Source organism: Nocardia sp. NPDC049526, assembly GCF_044465765.1.
In the GTDB taxonomy this organism is placed as follows: Bacteria; Actinomycetota; Actinomycetes; order Mycobacteriales; family Mycobacteriaceae; genus Nocardia.
This window is the reverse complement of sequence record NZ_JBITMA010000002.1, coordinates 971,943-990,581: the sequence shown is the minus strand read 5'-3', so window position 1 is coordinate 990,581 and position 18,639 is coordinate 971,943. Positions and strand designations below refer to the sequence as shown.

Sequence of the window (18,639 nt, the reverse complement as noted above, 5' to 3'; positions counted from 1 at the left end):
CACCCATGGACAAGAACACCGGAGTGACCATCGGCGGCGATGCGCGGCTGTCCCGATCGGCGATCGGCGGACACGATGCGACGGTCACCAATACCAATGGTCCGCGCCATGCGGCGGCGCCGACGAATCTGCCCGAACTCCGTGACGCGCTGACCGATCTGCTGAGTGTCATCGGCACGGCCACCGAGGGGATGGGTGATCGCGACGATATCGTCGCCGCCGTCGAACAGGCCCGCGCCGAGGCCGACAGGGACCGCCCGAACCGGCATCTGCTCGTCGGACTTTTGCATGCCGTCGCCAGGGCGGTGGTCGGCATCGGTTCGCTGGCCGGGGTGGTGACGGCCCTGGAGGTCGCCGCCACCTCGATCCTCGGCGGCTGAGCAGCGCGACGGTGCCCGGCGGTTCTCATGGCGACATGCGGGAAATGCCGGGGCCCGCTCCCCGGGACCTGGCAGCGGCACTGCACCTCGTGCGGTGCGCAGGTGTGCTGGAACTGTGGACGCGAACCGACCGTTACCGCACGCCGGTTCTGCACCGGCTGTGGCACCGACCTCGCGTCTGGGCAACCTGAACGGCCCACTCCGAGAACATCTTTCGTGAGCGCGCCGGTGCTATTGCCGGCGGCGCTCGCCACCGCAGTCTCGGTGGTACTCGTACTCACCCTGTCCGACGGCGGCTCGGGGCCGTCCGCGACGCCGAACGCTTCCACGGTCCCGATGGTGGAGGCGCTCGGCGCTCGCACCCCGGCGGCGACAACGACCAGCGCGCCGCCGACCACCGTCGCGGCAGTGGTATCCGCCTCCGCCGCAGTCGTTTACGCCTATTTCGACGCGATCGACCGGCGCGACTATCCGCAGGCGTGGGCGCTCGGCGGCCGCAATCTCGACTCCAGCTACGACGATTTCGTCGATGGCCTGGCCACCACGGACCACGATGCGGTGACGATCACCTCGGAAGAGGGCGACACCATCCACATCCGGCTGTCCGCCCGGCAATCCGACGGCACCTACCGCACATTCGCGGGCTACTACGTCGTTCGGGACGGCGCGATCGTCTCCGCATCCATTCGCGTGGCCTGACCCAGCAGCGTGGCGATGGTCGCGGCGGTCCAGCCGAGTTCCGCGCCGGGGCGGGTGGCGATGTAGTCGGCGATCTCTTCGACCGTCCAGGCGTGGGATTCGGTCAGGCCCGCGGCGAGGTGGCGTATGTAGGCGGCCGACGGCGGGTTGCCGGGCAGGTCGGTGTAGCGCCACGGAGCGGTGATGGTGAGGACCGGATGTCCCTCGAAAGTGTCGGTGCAGACCAGGGTTTCGTAGCGACCGGGACCGAGCGTCAAGCGGCCGTGGGTGATTGCCTCGCACAGGTCCAGGTCGGTTCCGGGGGTTCGGTACATCTCCTGGGCGGCGATATCGCAGAACTGGTCGATGGTGACCAGATGGGCGCGGGCGGCGGTTTCACCGGAGGCATCGGGATCGTAGAAGGCACGGCCGCCGGTCCAGGTCAGGGATTCGGTGGCGAAATATTGCAGGCCGGGCAGCGTCAGCGGTACCGAGCGCAGCGGTTCGGCCCCGTCGCGGCAGCCGGGGAGCGTGATCGCGCCGCCGTCGGGTGTGCCGCCGGCGAGGTAGCAGCGCAGGCGGCTCAGATGCATATTCGAGCCGTACGACGCGTACCACACGGTCTCGGTCATGGCGCTGGTTCGGGCATCGCACCCGCCTTCCGGTCGGAAATCACCTATGACACGAGCATGCCACGGGTGGCGGTATCAGCGCCTTGCGACCGTGAGCACGTCCGGTACCAGCGAGTTCGGCAGCGGGCGATGCACCGGCCGCTGTTCGACGACGGTGAATCCGGCCGCCTCCACCAGCGAACGCATCTCCTCCGGCGGCGGAAAGTAGGCGAGCCCCCGCACGGCAGGCGGCTGTAGGGCCATTGCCCACCGGCTGCGCGGATTATTGATCACGATCGCGAGCAACCCGCCTGGCGCCAGCACCCGATGGAACTCCGCGAGCGCCGCCGCATGATCGAAGAAATGGAAGGCGTGCGTGGACACCACCGCCTCCACCGCACCATCGGGCAGGCCGAGATCCTCGGCCTGCCGATTGCGCCAGTTCACCCGAACCGACCGCGACCGCGCCCGCTTCAACATTCCCACCGAAGCATCGCAGCCGTACACCACATCCGGGTGCAGCTCGCGTTCGATGCGGGCGGCGAGAATGCCGGTGCCGCAGCCGATATCGGCGATCCGCCGCGCCCCGCCGATCCGCAATTGCGCGATGATCTCGTCCTGCGGTGGGCGATAGGCCACCCGCTGTAGCATCGGTAAGTTGTAGAGCTGCGCGGCCCGGTTCCAGCCGCGGGTCACCAATCCGTTGAGTGCGCGCGTCGGCGATTCCGATATGGCAGACATCGCTGTCCCTTCGAAGATGTCACCACAGCCTAAGTTGTCTGGGACGGAATCGGTACTCTGGTCTGCACGGTGATGGCGGTGTATGCCTGACCAGTGAGTGACCCGAAGTTCCGCAAGGAGTGATATCACTCTGTCGGGCGCTATTGTCTCAGGAGGCTATGCCGCAAGATGGAGCGCCGGTGAGGTGATCCTCTCGGCCATCCTGTTCGCCACGCGCCGGGTGGGGACCGTCTGCGTCGGGAACGCGTCAAAGCCGGTCGCACCGCATTCTTCCGCGCCGCCGAATCTTAAGGGACGCACCGAATACAACGGAATCAAATTCCACGCACCCTTTGCGCCGGTGCGTTATTCGCGCGCCAGGAAGTCGAATCCGCGGCGGGCGCGAGCGAAATGCGTACACTGGCCCAGCCGGAGCAAATCTGAAACAGGTGTTCGTCAGCCGACGTTGGAGGGTAATTGTCAACACGACGCGACGACATTCTCGACGCGGCACGGGATCTGATCGTGCGCGAGGGCTACGCCGGCGCCAGTATGCATGCGATCGCGCGAGCGTCGGGTGTTACCCGCCCCGCGCTGTACGCCGAATTCGGTGATAGGGACGAACTATTCGAGGCACTGCTCGATCGCGAGGAAGAACGGGTGCTGGCCATGGCGGCCGAGGCGACTCCGGTATTCCAGGAGGGCGCGGATCCGGCCGCGATCGCGGCGGACGTCTCGGCCGATGCCGTCGATATCTTTCTCGACCTCGTCGCGGCCGCGCCGCAGAGTTGGCGATTCGTGCTCATGCCCGGCGACGGCCTACCCGAAACCGCGCACGAACGGGTGGATCGCGGCCGCGAGGCGCTGCGGGAGCGCAGTCGAGCGGTGCTCGCGCTGATCGCCGCGCTCACCGAGCGAGATATGGACGAAGAGTTGTTGAGCTACGCGGTGATCAGTGCGAGCGAGACCGGTGCGAGGCTGGTGCTCGCCGAGGACGGCGCGCAACGGCGCGAGGCGGTATCCAGGACATTGCGCTGGGTGGCGCGCCGGGCGGTCGCGACCGCCGGAGTCGGGGAGAACTAGCGATGGCCGACGCGAAACAAGCAGCGCCCCATAATCAATCGCCTAAACGCAAGTACGCCAAGCGACTTCAGCCGGCGGACCGGCGTGCGCAGCTACTCGACGCGGCGTTGCGCATTGTGGCGGAGGCGGGGTTCACCAGCGTGAGCATTGCGGCCGTCGCCGAGCGTGGCGGGGTGACCAGGCCCGTCGTCTACGACTCCTTCGGCAGCCGTGACGAACTGCTCGAGGCGCTCATCGAACGCGAGACCGCCCGCATGGCGGCGGCAGTGGCCCGCTCGGTCGCCGAGACCGCCACGACACCCGAATTCGGCACCGCCGCACCGGAACAGCTGCGCGCGATGCTCGGCCGCTTCCTGACCGAGGTCTGCTCGATGCCCGACACCTGGCGGCTGGTGTACTTCCCGATCGACGGTGTGCCGCCGGTACTGCGGGAACGGGTCGCCGCGGCTCGCGACGAATTGCGCGCACCACTGCGGCATGCACTCGGACTGTGGCTGGCGGACCAGCCCGATGCCGATGGCGTGGATCCGGATGTATTGGCCCAGGTCGTACAGGGCACCATCCAAACCGCGGCGCGCCTGGTACTCGACCATCCCGATGAATTCGGCATCGACCGAATTCTGGCCCTGTTCGACTACCTGTTCTTCCGTGCGGCATAGCGACTTTCGCCGTTCGATCAGTTCGCCCATGTCGGTCCGGCGGGCCGTGATTTGACCCTGACGTTACGTCAGGCTCGACGATGTGGCGGTGAGCGAAACCTACCCAGCATTCGATATCAGTCCGGTTCCCGTACCAGCCCTCGACGCCGTGGCGCCGGAACTTTTCCGCGGCCTCTACGGGATGCCGATGTTCGTCACGGTGCCGACGGCTGATCTGGTCGCGTCGGTGGACTTCTGGACGCGCGGACTCGGCTTCTTCGACCTGTTCTCCATTCCCGGCCGACTCACCCACCTGCGGCGCTGGGCATTCCAGGATGTCCTGCTCGTATCCGCCGACCAGGCCGCGGCGGCAACCGAACTGAGCGTGAGTTTCGCCTGCGTGCTGAGCCAGCTCGACGAGATCGCGGCCGCATGCGAGCAGCTGCTGCCCGGTTGCACGTCCGGTCCGCGGCCGAGGCCGTGGAATACGGTGGATCTCGAGATCCGAACGCCGGACAACACGCGGGTGATCATGACCGCGGCGCGACCGTACGATGCGAACAGTGCCGAAGCCGCGCTGTTGCGGTCCATCGGGATCGGGGAGCCGCCGGCGTGAGCGCGCCTGTCAGACTGGACGGTGTGACTGATCAGGCCGATGCCGGTCTCACCGTCGGTGCGGCCGCCGCGCGCACGGGCATCACGATCCGGACGCTGCACCATTGGGATGCGATCGGGCTCGTGTGCCCGACCGAGCGCACCGACGCCGGGTACCGGCTCTACACGAGCGCGGACCTCGCCCGCATCCATCGCGTGCTGATCTACCGTGAGCGGGGAATACCCCTCGACGAGATCAAGACGATCCTGGATGCGCCCGCCGCCGATGCGACGTCATCGCTGCGTCGGCAGCGCGACGAACTCCGCGAGCGCGCCGCTCGCCTGCAGCAGATGGCGGATGGCATGGACCGCTTGATCGAGGCCAGAGAATCCGGAATCCTGCTCCCCGCCGAGGAGCAGGTCGAGATCTTCGGCGAGCACTGGCAACCCACGTGGACCGCCCAGGCCCACGACCGCTGGGGTGACACCGCCCAGTGGGCTCAGTACGCCGAACGCGCCGCGGACCGAACCGCCGCGGATTGGCAACAGATCGCCGATACCGTCGACGCACTCAACTCCGACCTCGCCGCCGCCTACCGCGCCGGAGTGCTCCCCGGCAGCGACGAAGCCAACGCCCTGGCCGAGCGCCACCGCGCCTCCATCGACACCTACTTCGACTGCACCCCCGCCATGCACATCTGCATCGCCCGCAGCTATCTCAACGACCCGAACTACAGCACCTTCTTCGACACCCTCGCCCCCGGCCTGACCCCTTGGCTATCCGCCATCATCCACGCCAACGCGGATCAGCCGAGAATGGGCTGATGTAAGCGTCCTCTCGACGTTTGCGTCGAGGGTTCACCTGGTTGCGACGAGCGTCCCGCGGGCTCGGAATTCCTGTGGCGGACAGCCTTGCCAGCGGCGGAAGGCGCGGATGAAGGATGCGGCTTCGGCGTAGCCCAGGCGGGCGGCCACCTGTTCGGTGGTCATATCGGTGTGGCTGAGCAGTTCCTCCGACATCATCTGGCGTACCTCGTCGAGGAGGTTGCGGAAGGAGGTGTCTTCGTCGCGCAGGCGGCGAGACAGCGTGCGCGGGCTCATGAAAAGCGCTGCGGCGACGGCGATTTGGTCCGGAATCTCACTCGGATTGCGGACCAGCAGGTCACGCACCGAACCGGCGACACCGGTGCGGGCGCGACGGGCGGTGAGCAGATCGCGGCACAGTTGTTCGCATGTCCCGCGCGCCCATTCGTTGGCCTGCGGCAGCGCGACATCGAGATACGAACTGTCGAAGGCCAATTCGTTGACCGCCGCGTCGAATTGCGGTTCGGCACCGAAGACGGTTCGGTAGCGCGTCGTATCCGCCGGAGCGGGATGGCGGAAGCTGATCCGGGTGGCGGGCACACCCGCGGAGAACCGCTCCCGGCCGATGGACTGGAAACCGGTGATGACGCGCTCGGTGAGGAATGCGCGCACATCCTCCGGAATCTCCGAATCGTCGAAGATGAGCCGTGACTCGGCCGGTCCCTCCTCGAAGGTCAACCGGCCGAACACGAAGGCCGAATCGGCATAGCGCAGCGAAACCTCGATCACCTCGCGCACCGTGTGACTGCTGAGCAGCGCCAGCCCCCATGGCCCGTACAACGATAAGTGGTAGCGGTTCCCGGCCTCGACGCCCAATCCGGGTTCAGCGCCGCATCGCGCGAGCAGATTCCGCACGACGCGCACCTCTTGCCGCGCCGTCACCTCGGCATCGGGACCGCTTACCACCTCGGGCAGCAGCTTGGTGCCCGCGAGACAGACTTCCGGCGACATGCCGCGTTCCTGCGCCAATTGCATCAGTACATGCACGCTGGATGTACTACGCAGGAGATCCCAATCGAACACTGAACTGCATCCTCGTCGAAGCCGGTCGCGTCTTGCTCTTGGCGGAAGGTATCAATCCTGTCTTCTCCATCGCAGGAAAATCGGAACACCCGGTGCCACGCCGCCGGAAATGCCACGCTGGAGGTGGGCACAGCACAGGAGGTGAGCCGGATGAGTACGGCGGAACAGCAGGTCGAGATCGAGGTACGCAATCCGGCCGACGGCAGCGTCACCGGCCGGGTGCCCGACGAATCGAGTGCGGCGGTGGCCGCGACGGTGCGCGAATTGCGCCTGTTCCAGCCGGAATGGGAGGCGATCGGTCCGCATGAGCGCGCCGAATGGCTGTTTCGGCTGCAGGATTGGCTGATCGATAATTCCGACGAGCTCACCGATGTGGTCCAGTCCGAAACCGGTAAGACCCGCTATGACGCGGAGATCGAGGTGCCCGCTGCGGTCGACCTGATCAAATACTGGGCGCGCAATGCCGCGAAATTCCTGCTCGACGAGCATCCGGCTCCGCACAGTCCGCTCGGCCGGACCAAGCGGCTGGTCAAGACCTACCGGCCGCATCCGGTGGTCGGCATCATTACGCCGTGGAACTTTCCGCTGCTCAATGTGTGCTTCGATGCGCTGCCCGCGCTGATGGCCGGTGCCGCGGCGCTGGTCAAGCCGTCGGAGATCACGCCGTTGAGTGCGGTCGCGCTGGCGCGCGGGTGGGCCGAGATCGGTGCGCCGCCGGTCTTCGCGGTGTCGACCGGGCGTGGAGATACCGGACGCGCGGTCGTCGAGGCGGTCGATTATGTCCAGTTCACCGGGTCCACCAAGACCGGTAAGGCGATCGCGGCCGCCTGCGGCGCGACCCTGACCCCGTATAGCTTGGAACTCGGCGGCAAGGATCCGGCGATCGTGCTCGCGGACGCCGATATCGAGCGGGCGGCGGCGGGCATCGCATTTGGCGGACTGTTCAATTCCGGGCAGGTGTGTATCTCGATCGAGCGGGTGTATGTCGAGGCGCCGGTCTACGACGAGTTCGTGACCAGCCTGACCGAACAGGTGCGCAAGCTGCGGCAGGGACACGACGGGCGCGGGTTCGCTTTCGATATCGGCGCGATGGCGACCGAGACCCAGCGCGATATCGTGGCACGCCATGTCGAGCAGGCGGTGGCCGCGGGCGCGCGGGTCACCATCGGTGGCAAGGCGACCGGGGTCGGCACCTTCTTCGAACCGACCGTGCTGGTGGATGTGGACCATTCGATGGCGTGCATCAGCGAGGAGACATTCGGCCCGACCATTCCGGTGCTGAAGGTCGCCGACGAAGACGAGGCGGTGCGCCTGGCCAATGATTCGGTCTACGGGCTCTCGGCCACGGTCTGGACAAGAGACCGCAAGCGCGGCGAGCGGGTTGCGCGGCGGCTGGAAGCCGGTGCGGTCAATGTCAACGACGCTTTCGCGAATCTGTTCAGCTTCGCGCTGCCGATGGGCGGGTGGAAGGATTCCGGGATCGGCGCGCGCTGGGGCGGGGCCGCCGGAATCCGGAAATACTGTCGCCAGCAAGCGATTACGGTGCCGCGCGTACCGGCGATGAAGCGTGAACTGATGTGGTATCCGGCCTCGCGTGGGCGCTTGCGCGTGGTGGCAGGATTGATGCGCGCGCTCGACGGGCGCGGCAGGCGCAAGCTACCGAAGTTCTTGGGCGGCAAGCGATAAGGCGCCGAATCAGGCGAATATCGAACGCGCGACCCGGAATCCGACATCGTCGATCCGGTAGGTCGGATGGCTGCGCCGTCGCACCGAGGCCCGGCAACTCCATTTCTCGTCCGACCAGCCGCCGCCGCGCAGCACCCGATACGAGTCGTACACCTCGGCGTCGTAAATGTCCCAGCACCAATCCCAGACATTGCCGAGCATGTCGTACAGGCCCCAGGCGTTGGGCAGCTTGCCGCCTACCTCGTGCACGTGCTCGCCGGAATTTCCGCGATACCAGGCGATTTGGTCGAGTTCGCCATATCGCGGCCCCGAAGTGCCCGCCCGGCACGCATACTCCCACTCGGCCTCGGTCGGCAGCCGGTACCCGTCGCTATCGGCATCCCACTCGACCTCGTCGTCGTGTACGCGATACGCGGGCGGCAAACCCGCCTCCAATGACAGGCCATTGCAGAACCGGATCGCATCGAACCACGAAACCCCCTCGACCGGCAGCCGATCACCCCGAGCCGCACTCGGCAGCTCACCGGTGACCTGCTCATACTGCGACTGGGTAATCGAAAACGTCGCCAGCCGAAAAGCCGCCACCTCGACCGCCCAACTCCGCTGGGTTCGCCGATCCGACAGCGTCACTCGCCCCGCGGGCAGCGCGACCATCTCGATTTCCGCACGCACAGCTAGCCGATGGTAATGCATGCGCATCGCCGTGCGGCGCCACGACGACCAGGGCGGGGCGTGGATTTCTGATACGGTGACGCGGGCAGAGGTCTTGAAGATCGACGGTAAGCAGGTATACCGCACCGACCGGTATACGGGCCTGTCCTCACAACAGCGCGCCGAACTGGGGAGAACGGCTGCGACTATTTATCGGCTTCGAATACCGTGAGCGCGCAACGATTCCCGCGCAGGCGCGGCAGCAGGATTACGACAGGTACACCGGTTCCGAGTACGAACGTCACGGCGATACGGTCGTCGATCTCGTTGTCGGAGAAGAATTCTCGGGTGTGCAGGACCCCCGCAGTGCACGCCTGGTGCCGATTGTCACAGTGCAGAGCCCGAAGCCTGTCGTGAGCCGCGCCGTCGCGGCCGCTGTGCTTGCGCACCTGCCGCGCTGACGAAGCAGAGCGTATCGGCGAAAGTCTTGGCACGCCGATGACCTCCGGCCTAGCCTTGACTCCCACCGCGCGAAGAGGAGACGACAGTGCCCGACGTCCGTGAAGTGTGGCAGAGCCGAGTCTGGGGAAATCTGGGGGCTCCGGTATACGACTTCGTGCTCGACCATCCGCGGCTGGCCCGGCCCGCCGGACAGGTGATGTGGGGCTGCGACACCCGTCGGATGTATGCGGCGATGGATGTCGTCAATCAACTGCCGGAGGGTTCCGCGCTGCTTGATCTGCCGGTCGGCGGCGGCGTGACCCTGCGTCGACTCGCACCCGATCGCAAGCTCCGCTATGTGGCCGCGGACATTTCGGATGACCAGCTCGCGGCGGCGCGTCGCGCGGCCGAGCGCGCCGGGCTGTCCGATATCGACTATGTGCGCGCGGATGTGGTCGACCTGCCCTTCGCCACCGGCGAATTCGATCTGGTGGTGAGTTTCGCGGGCCTGCACTGTATGCCGGATCCGGCTGCCGCGGTCGCCTCGCTCGCCCGGGTGCTCGCGCCGGATGGGCGGCTGGTCGGCAGTTGTGTGGTGCGCGGGGTCCAACCGCGCTTCGACTTGCACATGCGGGTGATGCGGACGATGGGCGTATTCGGTCCGTCCGGTACCGCGGCCGAGCTGTCGGGCTGGATCGCCGCGGCGGGTCTGCGCGAGGTCGAGTTGGTGTGCAATGGCGCGCTGGCGCAGTTCACGGCCGTGAAGGACTAGCCCCGCGGCTCGTAGCGCGGGCCGACCAGGGCGATGGCCGTATCGACCGCGACGTCGATGATGTCGCGGATGTCCTTGCCCGCTTCGACCGTGGAGGCGATGAGTTCGCGGTAACCACCGTAGAGGATGGTCGCCATCTGACGCGTCGGTGGATGCAGTCCGGGAGCCTCGAATCCCGGTGTGGCGGTGAGGCTTTGGATCAGATTGATGAAGGCCTCGCCGGTATCGTGGTGGAGCTGGCGAGCGGCGGCCTCGCCGAGCGCGGGGATGTCCCGAATCCAGGCGAGGGTGATCGACGTGTCCTGATCGGATGCGTAGATCCAGGCCTCGATGGCCTGCCGGACCTGGGTGCGCCAGGGCGCGGCCGGATCCACGGCATCGTAGATCTGCTGGATGGTCTCATTGTTGCGCTCGGCGAGCAGCGCGATGAAACAGTCCTGCTTGCTGTCGAAATGTTCGTAGAAGGTGCGACGGGACGTGCGCGCGTTGCGGACCACATCGGCCACGGTTGTTTCGCGATAACCGCGATCGCGCACGGCCTCGGCCATCGCATCGAGGAGGCGACGCCGGAATGCGGATTCCGGCGTGCTCTCGCTGGCGAGGTTGGCGGTGGGCTCGGCACGGGTCACAAGAATCAGGTTAGTTCGCCCCGCCGCCGCTGCGATCATGACCTCACACGCACCGGAGTCTGGTCGGATACGGCGGCCCGGCTCGCGAACCGGATGGTGCCGTCCTCGATCCGCCCATGGCGCAGTGCGAGCACATCGTGGGCGTAGTTCATACCCAATCGCCACGGCCGTCGCGATCCGGCCCTGGGGAAGTGGTCGATGGCGCGCTGGACGTAGCCGGATTGGAAGTTCAGCAGGGGCTCCGGGGCGATACTCGGATCCGGCCACGGCGTGCACTGGTCATAGCCGTTGTCGTCCATATGCCGCAGCAACCGGCACACGAATTCGCCCACCAGATCCGCCTTCAACGTCCAGGACGCATTGGTGTAGCCGATGGTGAAGGCGAAGTTCGGGACGCCGCTCAGCATCATCCCCTTGTAGGCCATGGTGTCGGGCAGTGGGACGGCCCGGCCGTCGACGCTGAATTCGATCCCGCCGAAGGCGAGCAATTGCAAACCGGTGGCCGTCACCACGATATCGGCGGGCAGGTCGGCGCCCGAGGCCAGCCGCAGGCCGTCGGCGGTGAACTTCTCGATGCGGTCGGTGACCACGGCGGCGCGCCCGGCCCGGATCGCCTGGAACAGATCCCCGTCCGGCACCAGGCAGAGCCGTTGATCCCACGGGTTGTAGGTCGGCTTGAAGTGGACGTCCACCTCGTATCCGGTCGGCAGTAGCGCGGCCGTCTGCTTGCGGATGAAGTTGCGCATCATGCGAGGACGCCGCTGGCTGAGTTGGTAGATGAGCGTGCTGATCAGCACGTTCTTCCAGCGGGTGATCGTGTAGGCCCGGCGGGGCCCGAGCCGTTCGCGCAGGCGGATCGCCACCGCGTCCTCGGTGGGCACGGACAAGATGTAGGTGGGGGAGCGCTGCAGCATGGTCACCTGCGCCGCCGCCTCGGCCATGGCCGGAACCAGGGTCACCGCGGTGGCCCCGCTCCCGATCACGACGACTCGCTTACCCGCATAGTCCAGGTCGGCGGGCCACTGCTGCGGATGTACGAGCTGCCCGCGGAAATCCTCGATTCCGGCGAACTCGGGGGTGTAGCCGTGGTCGTAGCGGTAGTAGCCGCTGCACACGTACAGGAAGCCGCAGGTGTATGTCGAGGTGGTGCCGTCGTGTTCGGCCGTCACCGTCCACTGCGCCGCTTCGGTCGACCAGGATGCGCCGATGACCTTGTGCCCGAACCGGATTCGGCGATCGATACCGGCTTCGGACGCGGTATCACGAATGTAGTCGAGGATTGATGGCCCGTCGGCGATGGCCGCGGCCCGTGTCCACGGCCGGAAACGGTAACCGAGGGTGTGCATATCGGAATCCGAACGTACGCCCGGATAACGGAACAGATCCCAGGTGCCGCCGATTGCCGTGCGCGCCTCCAGAATTGCGTAGCTGCGTTTCGGGAGGGCCGTCTGCAGATGGTGTGCCGCGCCGATGCCGGAGAGACCGGCACCGACGATCAGCACATCGAAATGCTCTGGCCCACCCGTCTCCCGGCCGCCACCGCTCATCGAATCGCTTCGCGATGCTCTCATACCGTCACTCCCGCCTTGGCGCGAGCCCGCAGCTGCCGCTCCAGCACCGCGAATATGTCGTAGTAGTGAGTCGGCGCTATGCGCGCGAGTGCGTCGAACACGTAGGCATCCGGCCCGACCAGAATGCGCGACTTCCCGCGTTCGACCCCGCGACAGATGATTTCGGCCGCCTTGTCCGGCGAGGTCAACGTGATGGCCTCGAACTCCGCCGCCATCTGCTCATGCGAACGGCCGCGCCCCTCGGGATCCTTGCGCACCCGGGCATTGCGCGCGATGTTGGTGGTGATACCGCCCGGGTGCACATTCACCGCGGATACTCCGGTGCCTCGAAGTTCCTGGCGCAGTGAGTCGGTGAAGCCGCGCACCGCGAATTTCGCCGCGCAGTAGGCGCTTTGATTCGGCATGCCGAGTAGTCCGAATACGCTGGAGGTATTCACGATGACGCCCTGGTCCTGTTCGACCAGAATGGGCAGAAACGCGCGGGTGCCATTGACCACGCCGTCGAAGTTGATCTGCCGCAGCCACTCATCGTCTTCCGGAACCGCGTCCAGCACCGACGAGCTCACCGCCACACCGGCATTGTTGAATACCGCCGCCAACGGTTCGGTCAGCCAGTCCTCGACTTCGGCGGCGAAGGCGAGTTGGTCGGCGGCATCGCGGACGTCGAGCACGCGGATGAGCACCGGTCCGGTCAGGGTGGCGGCCGTCTGCTTCAAGCCGACCTCGTCGATATCGGCGATAGCCACGGGCGACCCACGACGCGAAAGCAATTGGGCGAGACTGCGACCGATGCCGGAGGCAGCGCCGGTGATCATGGCGGGACGGCCGGACAGCGGCCTAGCGGTACGGGGCATCGGTGCTCCTGGCGGTGCGGATATGGGTGTCGATGAGGTCGGTGAGCGTCGGCCGGATGCCGACGGGCAGGTCGTGGCCCATGCCGGGCAGGGTGTGCAGGCGCGCACCCGTGATGGCGTTCGCCGTGACGGTGCCGCCGGTCGGATTCACCATCAGGTCGCGGTCACCGTGCAGGACCAGCGTCGGGGCGACGACGGCGGCGAGTTCCGCGGTGCGGTCACCGGATTTGAGGATGCCGGCGAGTTGACGGCCGACGCCCGCTGCCGGATGGGGATCGCGGTCCCAGGTCGTCGCCGCGGCGGCGCGCACTGCCTGCTCGTCGAACGGATAGCCGTGTGAGCAGATGTGGCGGTACATGCGAACCGAGCGATCGATGTGTTCGGTTCGGGTGCGGGCCGGTCGGCCGAACATCAGCCGCCAGGTCGACAGGGCCGGACGCCCGACCCGCGCCGCGCCCGTGGTCGACATGATCGAGGTCAGCGAGGCGACTCGGGCCGGATAGCGGGCGGCGACCGTCTGCGCGATCATCCCGCCGAGCGACATCCCGACCACATGCGCGGAGCTCAGCTCCAACGCGTCGAGCAACCCGACGGTATCGGCGGCCATCTCCGATAGGTCGTATTGCGCTGTGTGCCAACGTTTTCGCAGGAAATCGAGCGGGCCAGGCGGCGGGAAGCCGAAGTGCGTCGACTTGCCGACGTCGCGATTGTCGAAGCGGATGACGTCGTAGCCGCGCGCGACGAGCAGTTCACAGAGACCGTCGGGCCAGTCGTGCAGTTGCTGACCGAGTCCGGCGACGAGCAGCAGCGGAGTGCCGCCGTCACCGAGGCGCTCGTAGGCGAGGGCGACGCCGTGGCCCGCATCGGCGAATTGCTCTCTCATGCCGTTACCTGTTCGGCCCTGGCCTCGGCCGTGATGGTCCGCGGCGCGCGCCGATACACCACGGCGCGGCCCTTCTTGGCGGGTACCAGCGCGACACCGCGGAAGTGTGTGCGCTCATCCGGTGCGGCGGTCGGCTCGAGCGTGAAATCCCGTAGCAGCGTGCGCAATACGACATTCATCTCCATGGTGGCGAAGGCCGCGCCGATGCAACGCCTGGCGCCGCCGCCGAATGGAATCCAGCTGAAGGTGCCCGGTCGGACACCGACGAAACGATCCGGATCGAAGGCGCGGGCCTTCGGGAACAGTTCCTCGTTGTCGTGCATGAGCCGAATGCTGATCAGCACATTCTGCCCCTCGGGCAGGGTCCACCGACCCAACTGCATCGACTCCGCGCGGATCTTGCGGACCGTCGAGTCGATGACCGGACGCACCCGCTGCACCTCCAGCAGGGTGGCCTCGCGCAGCGCCGAACCGCCTTCGTCGACCTCGGCGACCAAGCGCCGCAACACTTCCGGATGTCTGCGCAGTCGCTCGATGGTCCACGACAGGGTGGTCGCCGTGGTCTCGTGGCCGGCAGTGAGCAGGGTGAGCAGTTCGTCGGCGATCTCGCTGCGGGTCATCGCGGTGCCGTCGTCGTAGCGGGCCTGCAGCATCATCGCCAGCACATCGTCGCGGTCGGCGAGGTGCTCATCGGTGGCGGCGCGGTCGATGAGCCTGCCGACGATCTCGTCGTAGTTGCGGCGGTGCGCGGCGAAGCGGGCCCATGGACCGTACCGCCCCAAGAACTTTTGCGGCACCGGCAGTGCCGCGAGCGCCGACCCGACCAGCACCAGTTTGGGCAGCAGCTCGCGCAGTTCGTCGAATTCCTTGCCCTCGGCGCCGAATACGGCGCGCAGGATCACATTCAGGGTGATCCGCATCATCGAGTCCATCGTCGCGAACTCCCGGCCTTGCGGCCAGGTGGCCAGCTCGCGCACCGTCTCCTCCTCGATCAGCGTCTCGTACACCGCGAGGCGACGACCGTGGAACGGCGGAGTGAGCAATTTTCGCTGCTTACGATGTTCGGCGCCGCGCAGCGAGAACAGTGAGCCCGGACCGAGGAACTGCCCGAGATTGACATCGACGTTATCGGCCACATCGGAACTCGCGGTGAACAGTGCCTTCACCTCGGCCGGCTCGGACAGCACCACCATCCGTCCGAAGCGCGGTAGGTAGACCGTGAATGCCGAGCCGTACCGCTGGTGCAATCGGCGCCATGCGCGGGTGCGGCTCGCCATCACCTCGATGGCCTGTAAGAAGGCCGGACTCGTCGGCCCGTCGGGCAATTTCACCGTGGTCATGCGGCACCTCCCAGCGTGGTACATCTATGTACCAAAAGCACGGTACGCTCACGTACCGCGTGTGGCAAGGGTCACTTTCGGAATTGCCGCCCACTGCGGCGGTGCAGGTAGTTAGCGTGGGCGCGTGCGCAAGCATCGTTGGGTGACAACGGGAGGCTGGTTCCGCGGCACGGCTCAGAGTTGGTTCGCCATCCTCGCGGCCGTCATCGTGCTGATCGGTGTGGCCGGACCGGCGCCCGCCGAGCCGGCCGCCGCCGATCTCGTCACCGTCGAGACCGGTCAGTTGCGCGGCATCGTGGCCGCGGAGCATCGACTGTTCGCGGGCATTCCCTTTGCGGCCCCGCCGGTCGGCGAGTTGCGGTGGCGGCCACCGGCTCCGGCCGCGCCGTGGCCCGGGGTTCGGGATGCCACCGTGGCCGGGCCGAGCTGCCCGCAGGAAAACGACTTCTACGGGGTGATCGGTGCGAACCCGACGAAATCGGAAGACTGTCTGTATCTGAACGTTTCGACGCCGCGCAACCCGTCCGCCGACGGTGGTGGGCTACCGGTGCTGGTCTGGATCCACGGTGGCAGTTTCGTCACCGGCTCCGGCGACGTCTACGGCGCCGAGCCGTTGATCGCACACGGTGACGGCGACCTGATCGTGGTCACGATCAACTACCGACTCGGCACGCTCGGTTACCTCGCCGCCTCGGCGCTCGATGAGGGTTCCGGGGCCGGGAATTACGGCTATCTGGATCAGCAGGCCGCATTGCGCTGGGTGCGGCGCAATATCGCGGCATTCGGTGGTGATCCGGAGCGCGTGACGCTGGCGGGCGAGTCGGCCGGTGCGACGTCGGTATGCACTCAGATGGTCGCGCCGAGCTCGCGTGGGCTGTTCCGGGCCGCGATCATGGAGAGCGGACCGTGCAGTCCGGGTGTGCCCGCCGCGACGGCGATGGCCGATGGTGACGCGTACGCCGCACGTCTCGGGTGCGCCGGACCCGATACCGCAGCGTGCCTGCGCGCGCTGCCGGTCGATACGCTGGTGAACGATTCCCTCACCGCAACGGTATTCGGGGGCCGGTTCCTGCCGTCCGGGCCACAGGAGGCCGTGCGCAACGGCGCCTTCGCCGATGTGCCCACGCTCGTCGGTGCGAACAACGACGAGATGTCGCTGTGGGTGTACATGAAATACGGTGTGCCCCTTGGCAGGCCGCTGACCGCCGCCGGATACCGCGACGCACTGTCCGACGCGATGCCCGATCTGACGCCTGAGCAACTCGACCGCGTCGAACAGACCTATCCGGCCGCCGCATATCCGGAGCCCGCACTCGCACTGTCACGCGCCTGGACCGATCGCATCCTCACCATGCTGGTTGTCGAATACGACGGGCTCGGCCCGCGCACGCCCACCTACGCCTATTCCTTCGACGACCCGGCGCCGCTCGGCCCACCGAATACCTTCCCGCTGGGCGCATACCACGCCAGCGAATTGGCGTCGCTGTGGAGCCTGCGCGAACTCGGCTGGCTCTACGGCGTTGTCCAGACCCCGGACCAACAGCGCCTCGCCACCGAAATGCGAAGGTACTGGACCCGATTCACCATCGATGCGCGTCCGGATCCGGCCGGTCTCGAGCCGATCCCGGCCTACGGCCCGGCCGCACCGCTGGTCATGTCCTTCCGGCCCAGCGGAAATCGGCTCATCGACACCTACGCTGCCGACCACCGAGCCGACTTCTGGACACCCATGCTGCCGCGCTGAACGCCGCTCAGATCTTCCGGATGACCGTGACAACCTTGCCGAGGATCTGCGCGTCATTACCCGGAATCGGTTCGAACAGCGGATTGTGCGGCATGAGCCAGACCTCCTTGCCGGTGCGCTTGAACGTCTTCACCGTCGCCTCGCCCTCGATCATCGCGGCCACGATATCGCCGTTATCGGCGACATTCTGCTGGCGCACGACCACCCAGTCGCCATCGCAGATCGCGGCGTCGACCATCGATTCACCGACGACCTTGAGCAGGAACAGCGAGCCGTCGCCGACCAGTTCACGCGGCAGCGGGAAGACATCCTCCACCGCCTGCTCGGCCAGGATCGGGCCACCGGCGGCGATCCGGCCCAGGACGGGCACGAAGGTCGGGACCGGCCTGCCGGTCTCGACATCCTCGGTGCCGGGCAGGCTGGTGACCGCGCGCACCGCCTCGTCGAGACCGCGAACATCAACGGCGCGTGGGCGATTCGGGTCGCGGCGCAGATAGCCCTTGCGCTCGAGGGTGCGCAGCTGATGGGCGACCGACGAGGTGGAGGTCAGTCCGACCGCATCGCCGATCTCGCGGATGCTCGGCGGGTAGCCGCGCTCGCTCACCGAGGTGCGGATGACCTCCAGGACTTTGCGCTGTCGCACGGTGAGATCCACCCCGGTACCGGACGGGTCGGTGCCAACTCCGCTCTCGTCGCCCGTGTCGTCTGTGTGGCTCACCGCAACCGCCCTTCTGTGTTTGATTCGCGCCGTTCGCGGGGTCCGCCGTGGTTACGCAAGCTGCCGCCTTCGTGCCCGTCGCTCTCGTCGCCTGTCCTTTGATTTCGTCTTACGAATCTAGTCGGGTAACGCCGATGTATCAAACATCTGTTCGAGGCATGTCGGCGTTTTCTGCTGACTTTGTCGGTGGAGCGTGGTAGAAATCGAACACAAGTTCTTCGAACACTTGATCGAACAGCTACCTCCATCGTCTCGTGACATACCTGAGCAGCCACCAACACCCCTTCACGGAGGTTTGTCCGATGAGCACAGCGATCAGCGCCCTGAGCACCGACCTCGAGGACGAGGCCGACCTCGATCTCGGCTTCGAAACCGTTCCGCGCGTGCAGCGCCCGCATCGCGGTGGCGTGCGCGCCCTGGAGTCCGCGCGCGTCGTGACGGACCGGCGTCCGCGCGACAGTCGGCCCGGCGGTGCGGTGGTGCTGTACGACCGCGGTTCCGGTCGAACGCCCGCACTGCGTCGGGCGCGGGGGCCGCATCCGATGGAGCGGGTCGAACAGGCGCAGGTCGGTTTCGCGGTGCTCGCGGTGTCCGCGCTGCTGAGCGCGCTGGCGGTGACGGCTTTGATCGGGTTGGCGCATTGGCGCGCAGGAACTTTCGGCGGCGAGACCCCGACTACGGTGCCCGCCGTGGTCGAGCAGCGGTTGGTTCCGGACGGTGTGGGAGTCGGTGTGCCGCGGTAGCTCGTCGAAACCCGGT

20 protein-coding genes are annotated in these 18,639 nt (G+C 66.8%); 10 read left to right on the top strand and 10 right to left on the bottom strand.

Annotated features, from left to right (window positions below):
• Positions 1 to 5 precede the first annotated feature (5 nt).
• Both ACIBW7_RS09250 and ACIBW7_RS09245 read left to right on the top strand, forming a co-directional pair.
• Entirely contained in the window at positions 6 to 380 is a 375-nt protein-coding gene (locus ACIBW7_RS09250) for a hypothetical protein (RefSeq protein WP_397045635.1), read from the top strand.
• Positions 381 to 596: 216 nt separating this feature from the next.
• Positions 597 to 1,079: a hypothetical protein gene (locus tag ACIBW7_RS09245; protein WP_397045633.1), complete on the top strand. Its 483-nt coding sequence runs from the start codon at positions 597 to 599 to the stop codon at positions 1,077 to 1,079.
• On the opposite strand, the gene ACIBW7_RS09240 is transcribed toward ACIBW7_RS09245, so the two are convergent.
• Complete coding sequence (locus tag ACIBW7_RS09240) at positions 1,028 to 1,690, bottom strand: histone deacetylase (RefSeq protein ID WP_397045631.1); 663 nt, start codon at positions 1,688 to 1,690, stop codon at positions 1,028 to 1,030. The genes ACIBW7_RS09245 and ACIBW7_RS09240 overlap by 52 nt on opposite strands.
• 75 nt (positions 1,691 to 1,765) lie before the next feature.
• Positions 1,766 to 2,401: a class I SAM-dependent methyltransferase gene (locus ACIBW7_RS09235; RefSeq protein WP_397045792.1), complete on the bottom strand. Its 636-nt coding sequence runs from the start codon at positions 2,399 to 2,401 to the stop codon at positions 1,766 to 1,768.
• Between the two features lie 465 nt (positions 2,402 to 2,866).
• Between ACIBW7_RS09235 and ACIBW7_RS09230 the strand changes: the two genes are divergently transcribed.
• The 4 genes from ACIBW7_RS09230 (at position 2,867) to ACIBW7_RS09215 (ending at position 5,529) form a co-directional block, all read left to right on the top strand.
• Positions 2,867 to 3,472: a TetR/AcrR family transcriptional regulator gene (locus ACIBW7_RS09230; RefSeq protein ID WP_397045629.1), complete on the top strand. Its 606-nt coding sequence runs from the start codon at positions 2,867 to 2,869 to the stop codon at positions 3,470 to 3,472.
• A 2-nt stretch (positions 3,473 to 3,474) separates the two neighbouring features.
• Complete coding sequence (locus tag ACIBW7_RS09225; RefSeq protein WP_397045627.1) at positions 3,475 to 4,131, top strand: TetR/AcrR family transcriptional regulator; 657 nt, start codon at positions 3,475 to 3,477, stop codon at positions 4,129 to 4,131.
• A gap of 88 nt (positions 4,132 to 4,219) precedes the next feature.
• A complete protein-coding gene (locus tag ACIBW7_RS09220) occupies positions 4,220 to 4,726 on the top strand; it encodes a VOC family protein (protein WP_397045625.1) in 507 nt (168 codons plus the stop codon).
• A gap of 23 nt (positions 4,727 to 4,749) precedes the next feature.
• Complete coding sequence (locus ACIBW7_RS09215; RefSeq protein WP_397045623.1) at positions 4,750 to 5,529, top strand: MerR family transcriptional regulator; 780 nt, start codon at positions 4,750 to 4,752, stop codon at positions 5,527 to 5,529.
• 33 nt (positions 5,530 to 5,562) lie between these two features.
• On the opposite strand, the gene ACIBW7_RS09210 is transcribed toward ACIBW7_RS09215, so the two are convergent.
• Entirely contained in the window at positions 5,563 to 6,591 is a 1,029-nt protein-coding gene (locus tag ACIBW7_RS09210; protein ID WP_397045621.1) for an AraC family transcriptional regulator, read from the bottom strand.
• Between the two features lie 150 nt (positions 6,592 to 6,741).
• Between ACIBW7_RS09210 and ACIBW7_RS09205 the strand changes: the two genes are divergently transcribed.
• Complete coding sequence (locus ACIBW7_RS09205; RefSeq protein WP_397045619.1) at positions 6,742 to 8,277, top strand: aldehyde dehydrogenase family protein; 1,536 nt, start codon at positions 6,742 to 6,744, stop codon at positions 8,275 to 8,277.
• A gap of 9 nt (positions 8,278 to 8,286) precedes the next feature.
• Here ACIBW7_RS09205 and ACIBW7_RS09200 read toward each other — a convergent pair whose 3' ends face one another.
• The gene (locus ACIBW7_RS09200) at positions 8,287 to 8,931 is read right to left on the bottom strand and encodes a formylglycine-generating enzyme family protein (RefSeq protein ID WP_397045790.1); all 645 of its coding nucleotides are present in this window, start codon (positions 8,929 to 8,931) and stop codon (positions 8,287 to 8,289) included.
• Positions 8,932 to 9,475: 544 nt separating this feature from the next.
• Here ACIBW7_RS09200 and ACIBW7_RS09195 point away from each other — a divergent pair.
• Positions 9,476 to 10,141, top strand: coding sequence for a class I SAM-dependent methyltransferase (locus tag ACIBW7_RS09195; protein ID WP_397045617.1), 666 nt, complete (start codon positions 9,476 to 9,478; stop codon positions 10,139 to 10,141).
• Here the strand turns inward: ACIBW7_RS09195 and ACIBW7_RS09190 are convergent.
• Genes ACIBW7_RS09190 through ACIBW7_RS09170 form a run of 5 tightly spaced genes read right to left on the bottom strand, consistent with a single transcriptional unit; the run spans position 10,138 to position 15,418 of the window.
• Positions 10,138 to 10,770, bottom strand: coding sequence for a TetR/AcrR family transcriptional regulator (locus ACIBW7_RS09190; protein WP_397045615.1), 633 nt, complete (start codon positions 10,768 to 10,770; stop codon positions 10,138 to 10,140). The two genes, ACIBW7_RS09195 and ACIBW7_RS09190, sit on opposite strands and share 4 nt — an antisense overlap.
• 35 nt (positions 10,771 to 10,805) lie before the next feature.
• The gene (locus tag ACIBW7_RS09185) at positions 10,806 to 12,341 is read right to left on the bottom strand and encodes a flavin-containing monooxygenase (protein ID WP_397045613.1); all 1,536 of its coding nucleotides are present in this window, start codon (positions 12,339 to 12,341) and stop codon (positions 10,806 to 10,808) included.
• Positions 12,338 to 13,195, bottom strand: a complete 858-nt coding sequence (locus ACIBW7_RS09180) for an SDR family NAD(P)-dependent oxidoreductase (protein ID WP_397045611.1) — start codon at positions 13,193 to 13,195, stop codon at positions 12,338 to 12,340. The genes ACIBW7_RS09185 and ACIBW7_RS09180 overlap by 4 nt, the downstream gene beginning before the upstream one ends.
• Complete coding sequence (locus ACIBW7_RS09175; protein WP_397045609.1) at positions 13,179 to 14,078, bottom strand: alpha/beta fold hydrolase; 900 nt, start codon at positions 14,076 to 14,078, stop codon at positions 13,179 to 13,181. Before ACIBW7_RS09175 ends, ACIBW7_RS09180 begins: the two co-directional genes overlap by 17 nt.
• Positions 14,075 to 15,418, bottom strand: coding sequence for a cytochrome P450 (locus ACIBW7_RS09170; protein ID WP_397045607.1), 1,344 nt, complete (start codon positions 15,416 to 15,418; stop codon positions 14,075 to 14,077). The genes ACIBW7_RS09175 and ACIBW7_RS09170 overlap by 4 nt, the downstream gene beginning before the upstream one ends.
• A gap of 124 nt (positions 15,419 to 15,542) precedes the next feature.
• Here ACIBW7_RS09170 and ACIBW7_RS09165 point away from each other — a divergent pair, with 124 nt between their 5' ends.
• Positions 15,543 to 17,162: a carboxylesterase/lipase family protein gene (locus ACIBW7_RS09165; RefSeq protein WP_397045605.1), complete on the top strand. Its 1,620-nt coding sequence runs from the start codon at positions 15,543 to 15,545 to the stop codon at positions 17,160 to 17,162.
• A gap of 7 nt (positions 17,163 to 17,169) precedes the next feature.
• Here the strand turns inward: ACIBW7_RS09165 and lexA are convergent, their stop codons facing one another.
• A complete protein-coding gene (gene lexA, locus ACIBW7_RS09160; RefSeq protein WP_397045603.1) occupies positions 17,170 to 17,880 on the bottom strand; it encodes a transcriptional repressor LexA in 711 nt (236 codons plus the stop codon).
• Between the two features lie 302 nt (positions 17,881 to 18,182).
• Between lexA and ACIBW7_RS09155 the strand changes: the two genes are divergently transcribed.
• Positions 18,183 to 18,623, top strand: a complete 441-nt coding sequence (locus ACIBW7_RS09155; protein WP_397045601.1) for a hypothetical protein — start codon at positions 18,183 to 18,185, stop codon at positions 18,621 to 18,623.
• The last annotated feature ends 16 nt before the right edge of the window (positions 18,624 to 18,639 follow it).

Bases quoted from the DNA above. Each gene is read 5' to 3' on its own strand.
- ACIBW7_RS09250 (WP_397045635.1), top strand. From the start codon at position 6: ATGGACAAGAACACCGGAGTGACCATCGGCGGCGATGCGCGGCTGTCC.
- ACIBW7_RS09240 (WP_397045631.1), bottom strand. From the start codon at position 1,690: ATGACCGAGACCGTGTGGTACGCGTCGTACGGCTCGAATATGCATCTG.
- ACIBW7_RS09225 (WP_397045627.1), top strand. From the start codon at position 3,475: ATGGCCGACGCGAAACAAGCAGCGCCCCATAATCAATCGCCTAAACGC.
- ACIBW7_RS09205 (WP_397045619.1), top strand. From the start codon at position 6,742: ATGAGTACGGCGGAACAGCAGGTCGAGATCGAGGTACGCAATCCGGCC.
- ACIBW7_RS09200 (WP_397045790.1), bottom strand. From the start codon at position 8,931: ATGGTCGCGCTGCCCGCGGGGCGAGTGACGCTGTCGGATCGGCGAACC.
- ACIBW7_RS09185 (WP_397045613.1), bottom strand. From the start codon at position 12,341: ATGAGAGCATCGCGAAGCGATTCGATGAGCGGTGGCGGCCGGGAGACG.
- ACIBW7_RS09180 (WP_397045611.1), bottom strand. From the start codon at position 13,195: ATGCCCCGTACCGCTAGGCCGCTGTCCGGCCGTCCCGCCATGATCACC.
- ACIBW7_RS09175 (WP_397045609.1), bottom strand. From the start codon at position 14,078: ATGAGAGAGCAATTCGCCGATGCGGGCCACGGCGTCGCCCTCGCCTAC.
- ACIBW7_RS09170 (WP_397045607.1), bottom strand. From the start codon at position 15,418: ATGACCACGGTGAAATTGCCCGACGGGCCGACGAGTCCGGCCTTCTTA.
- ACIBW7_RS09155 (WP_397045601.1), top strand. From the start codon at position 18,183: ATGAGCACAGCGATCAGCGCCCTGAGCACCGACCTCGAGGACGAGGCC.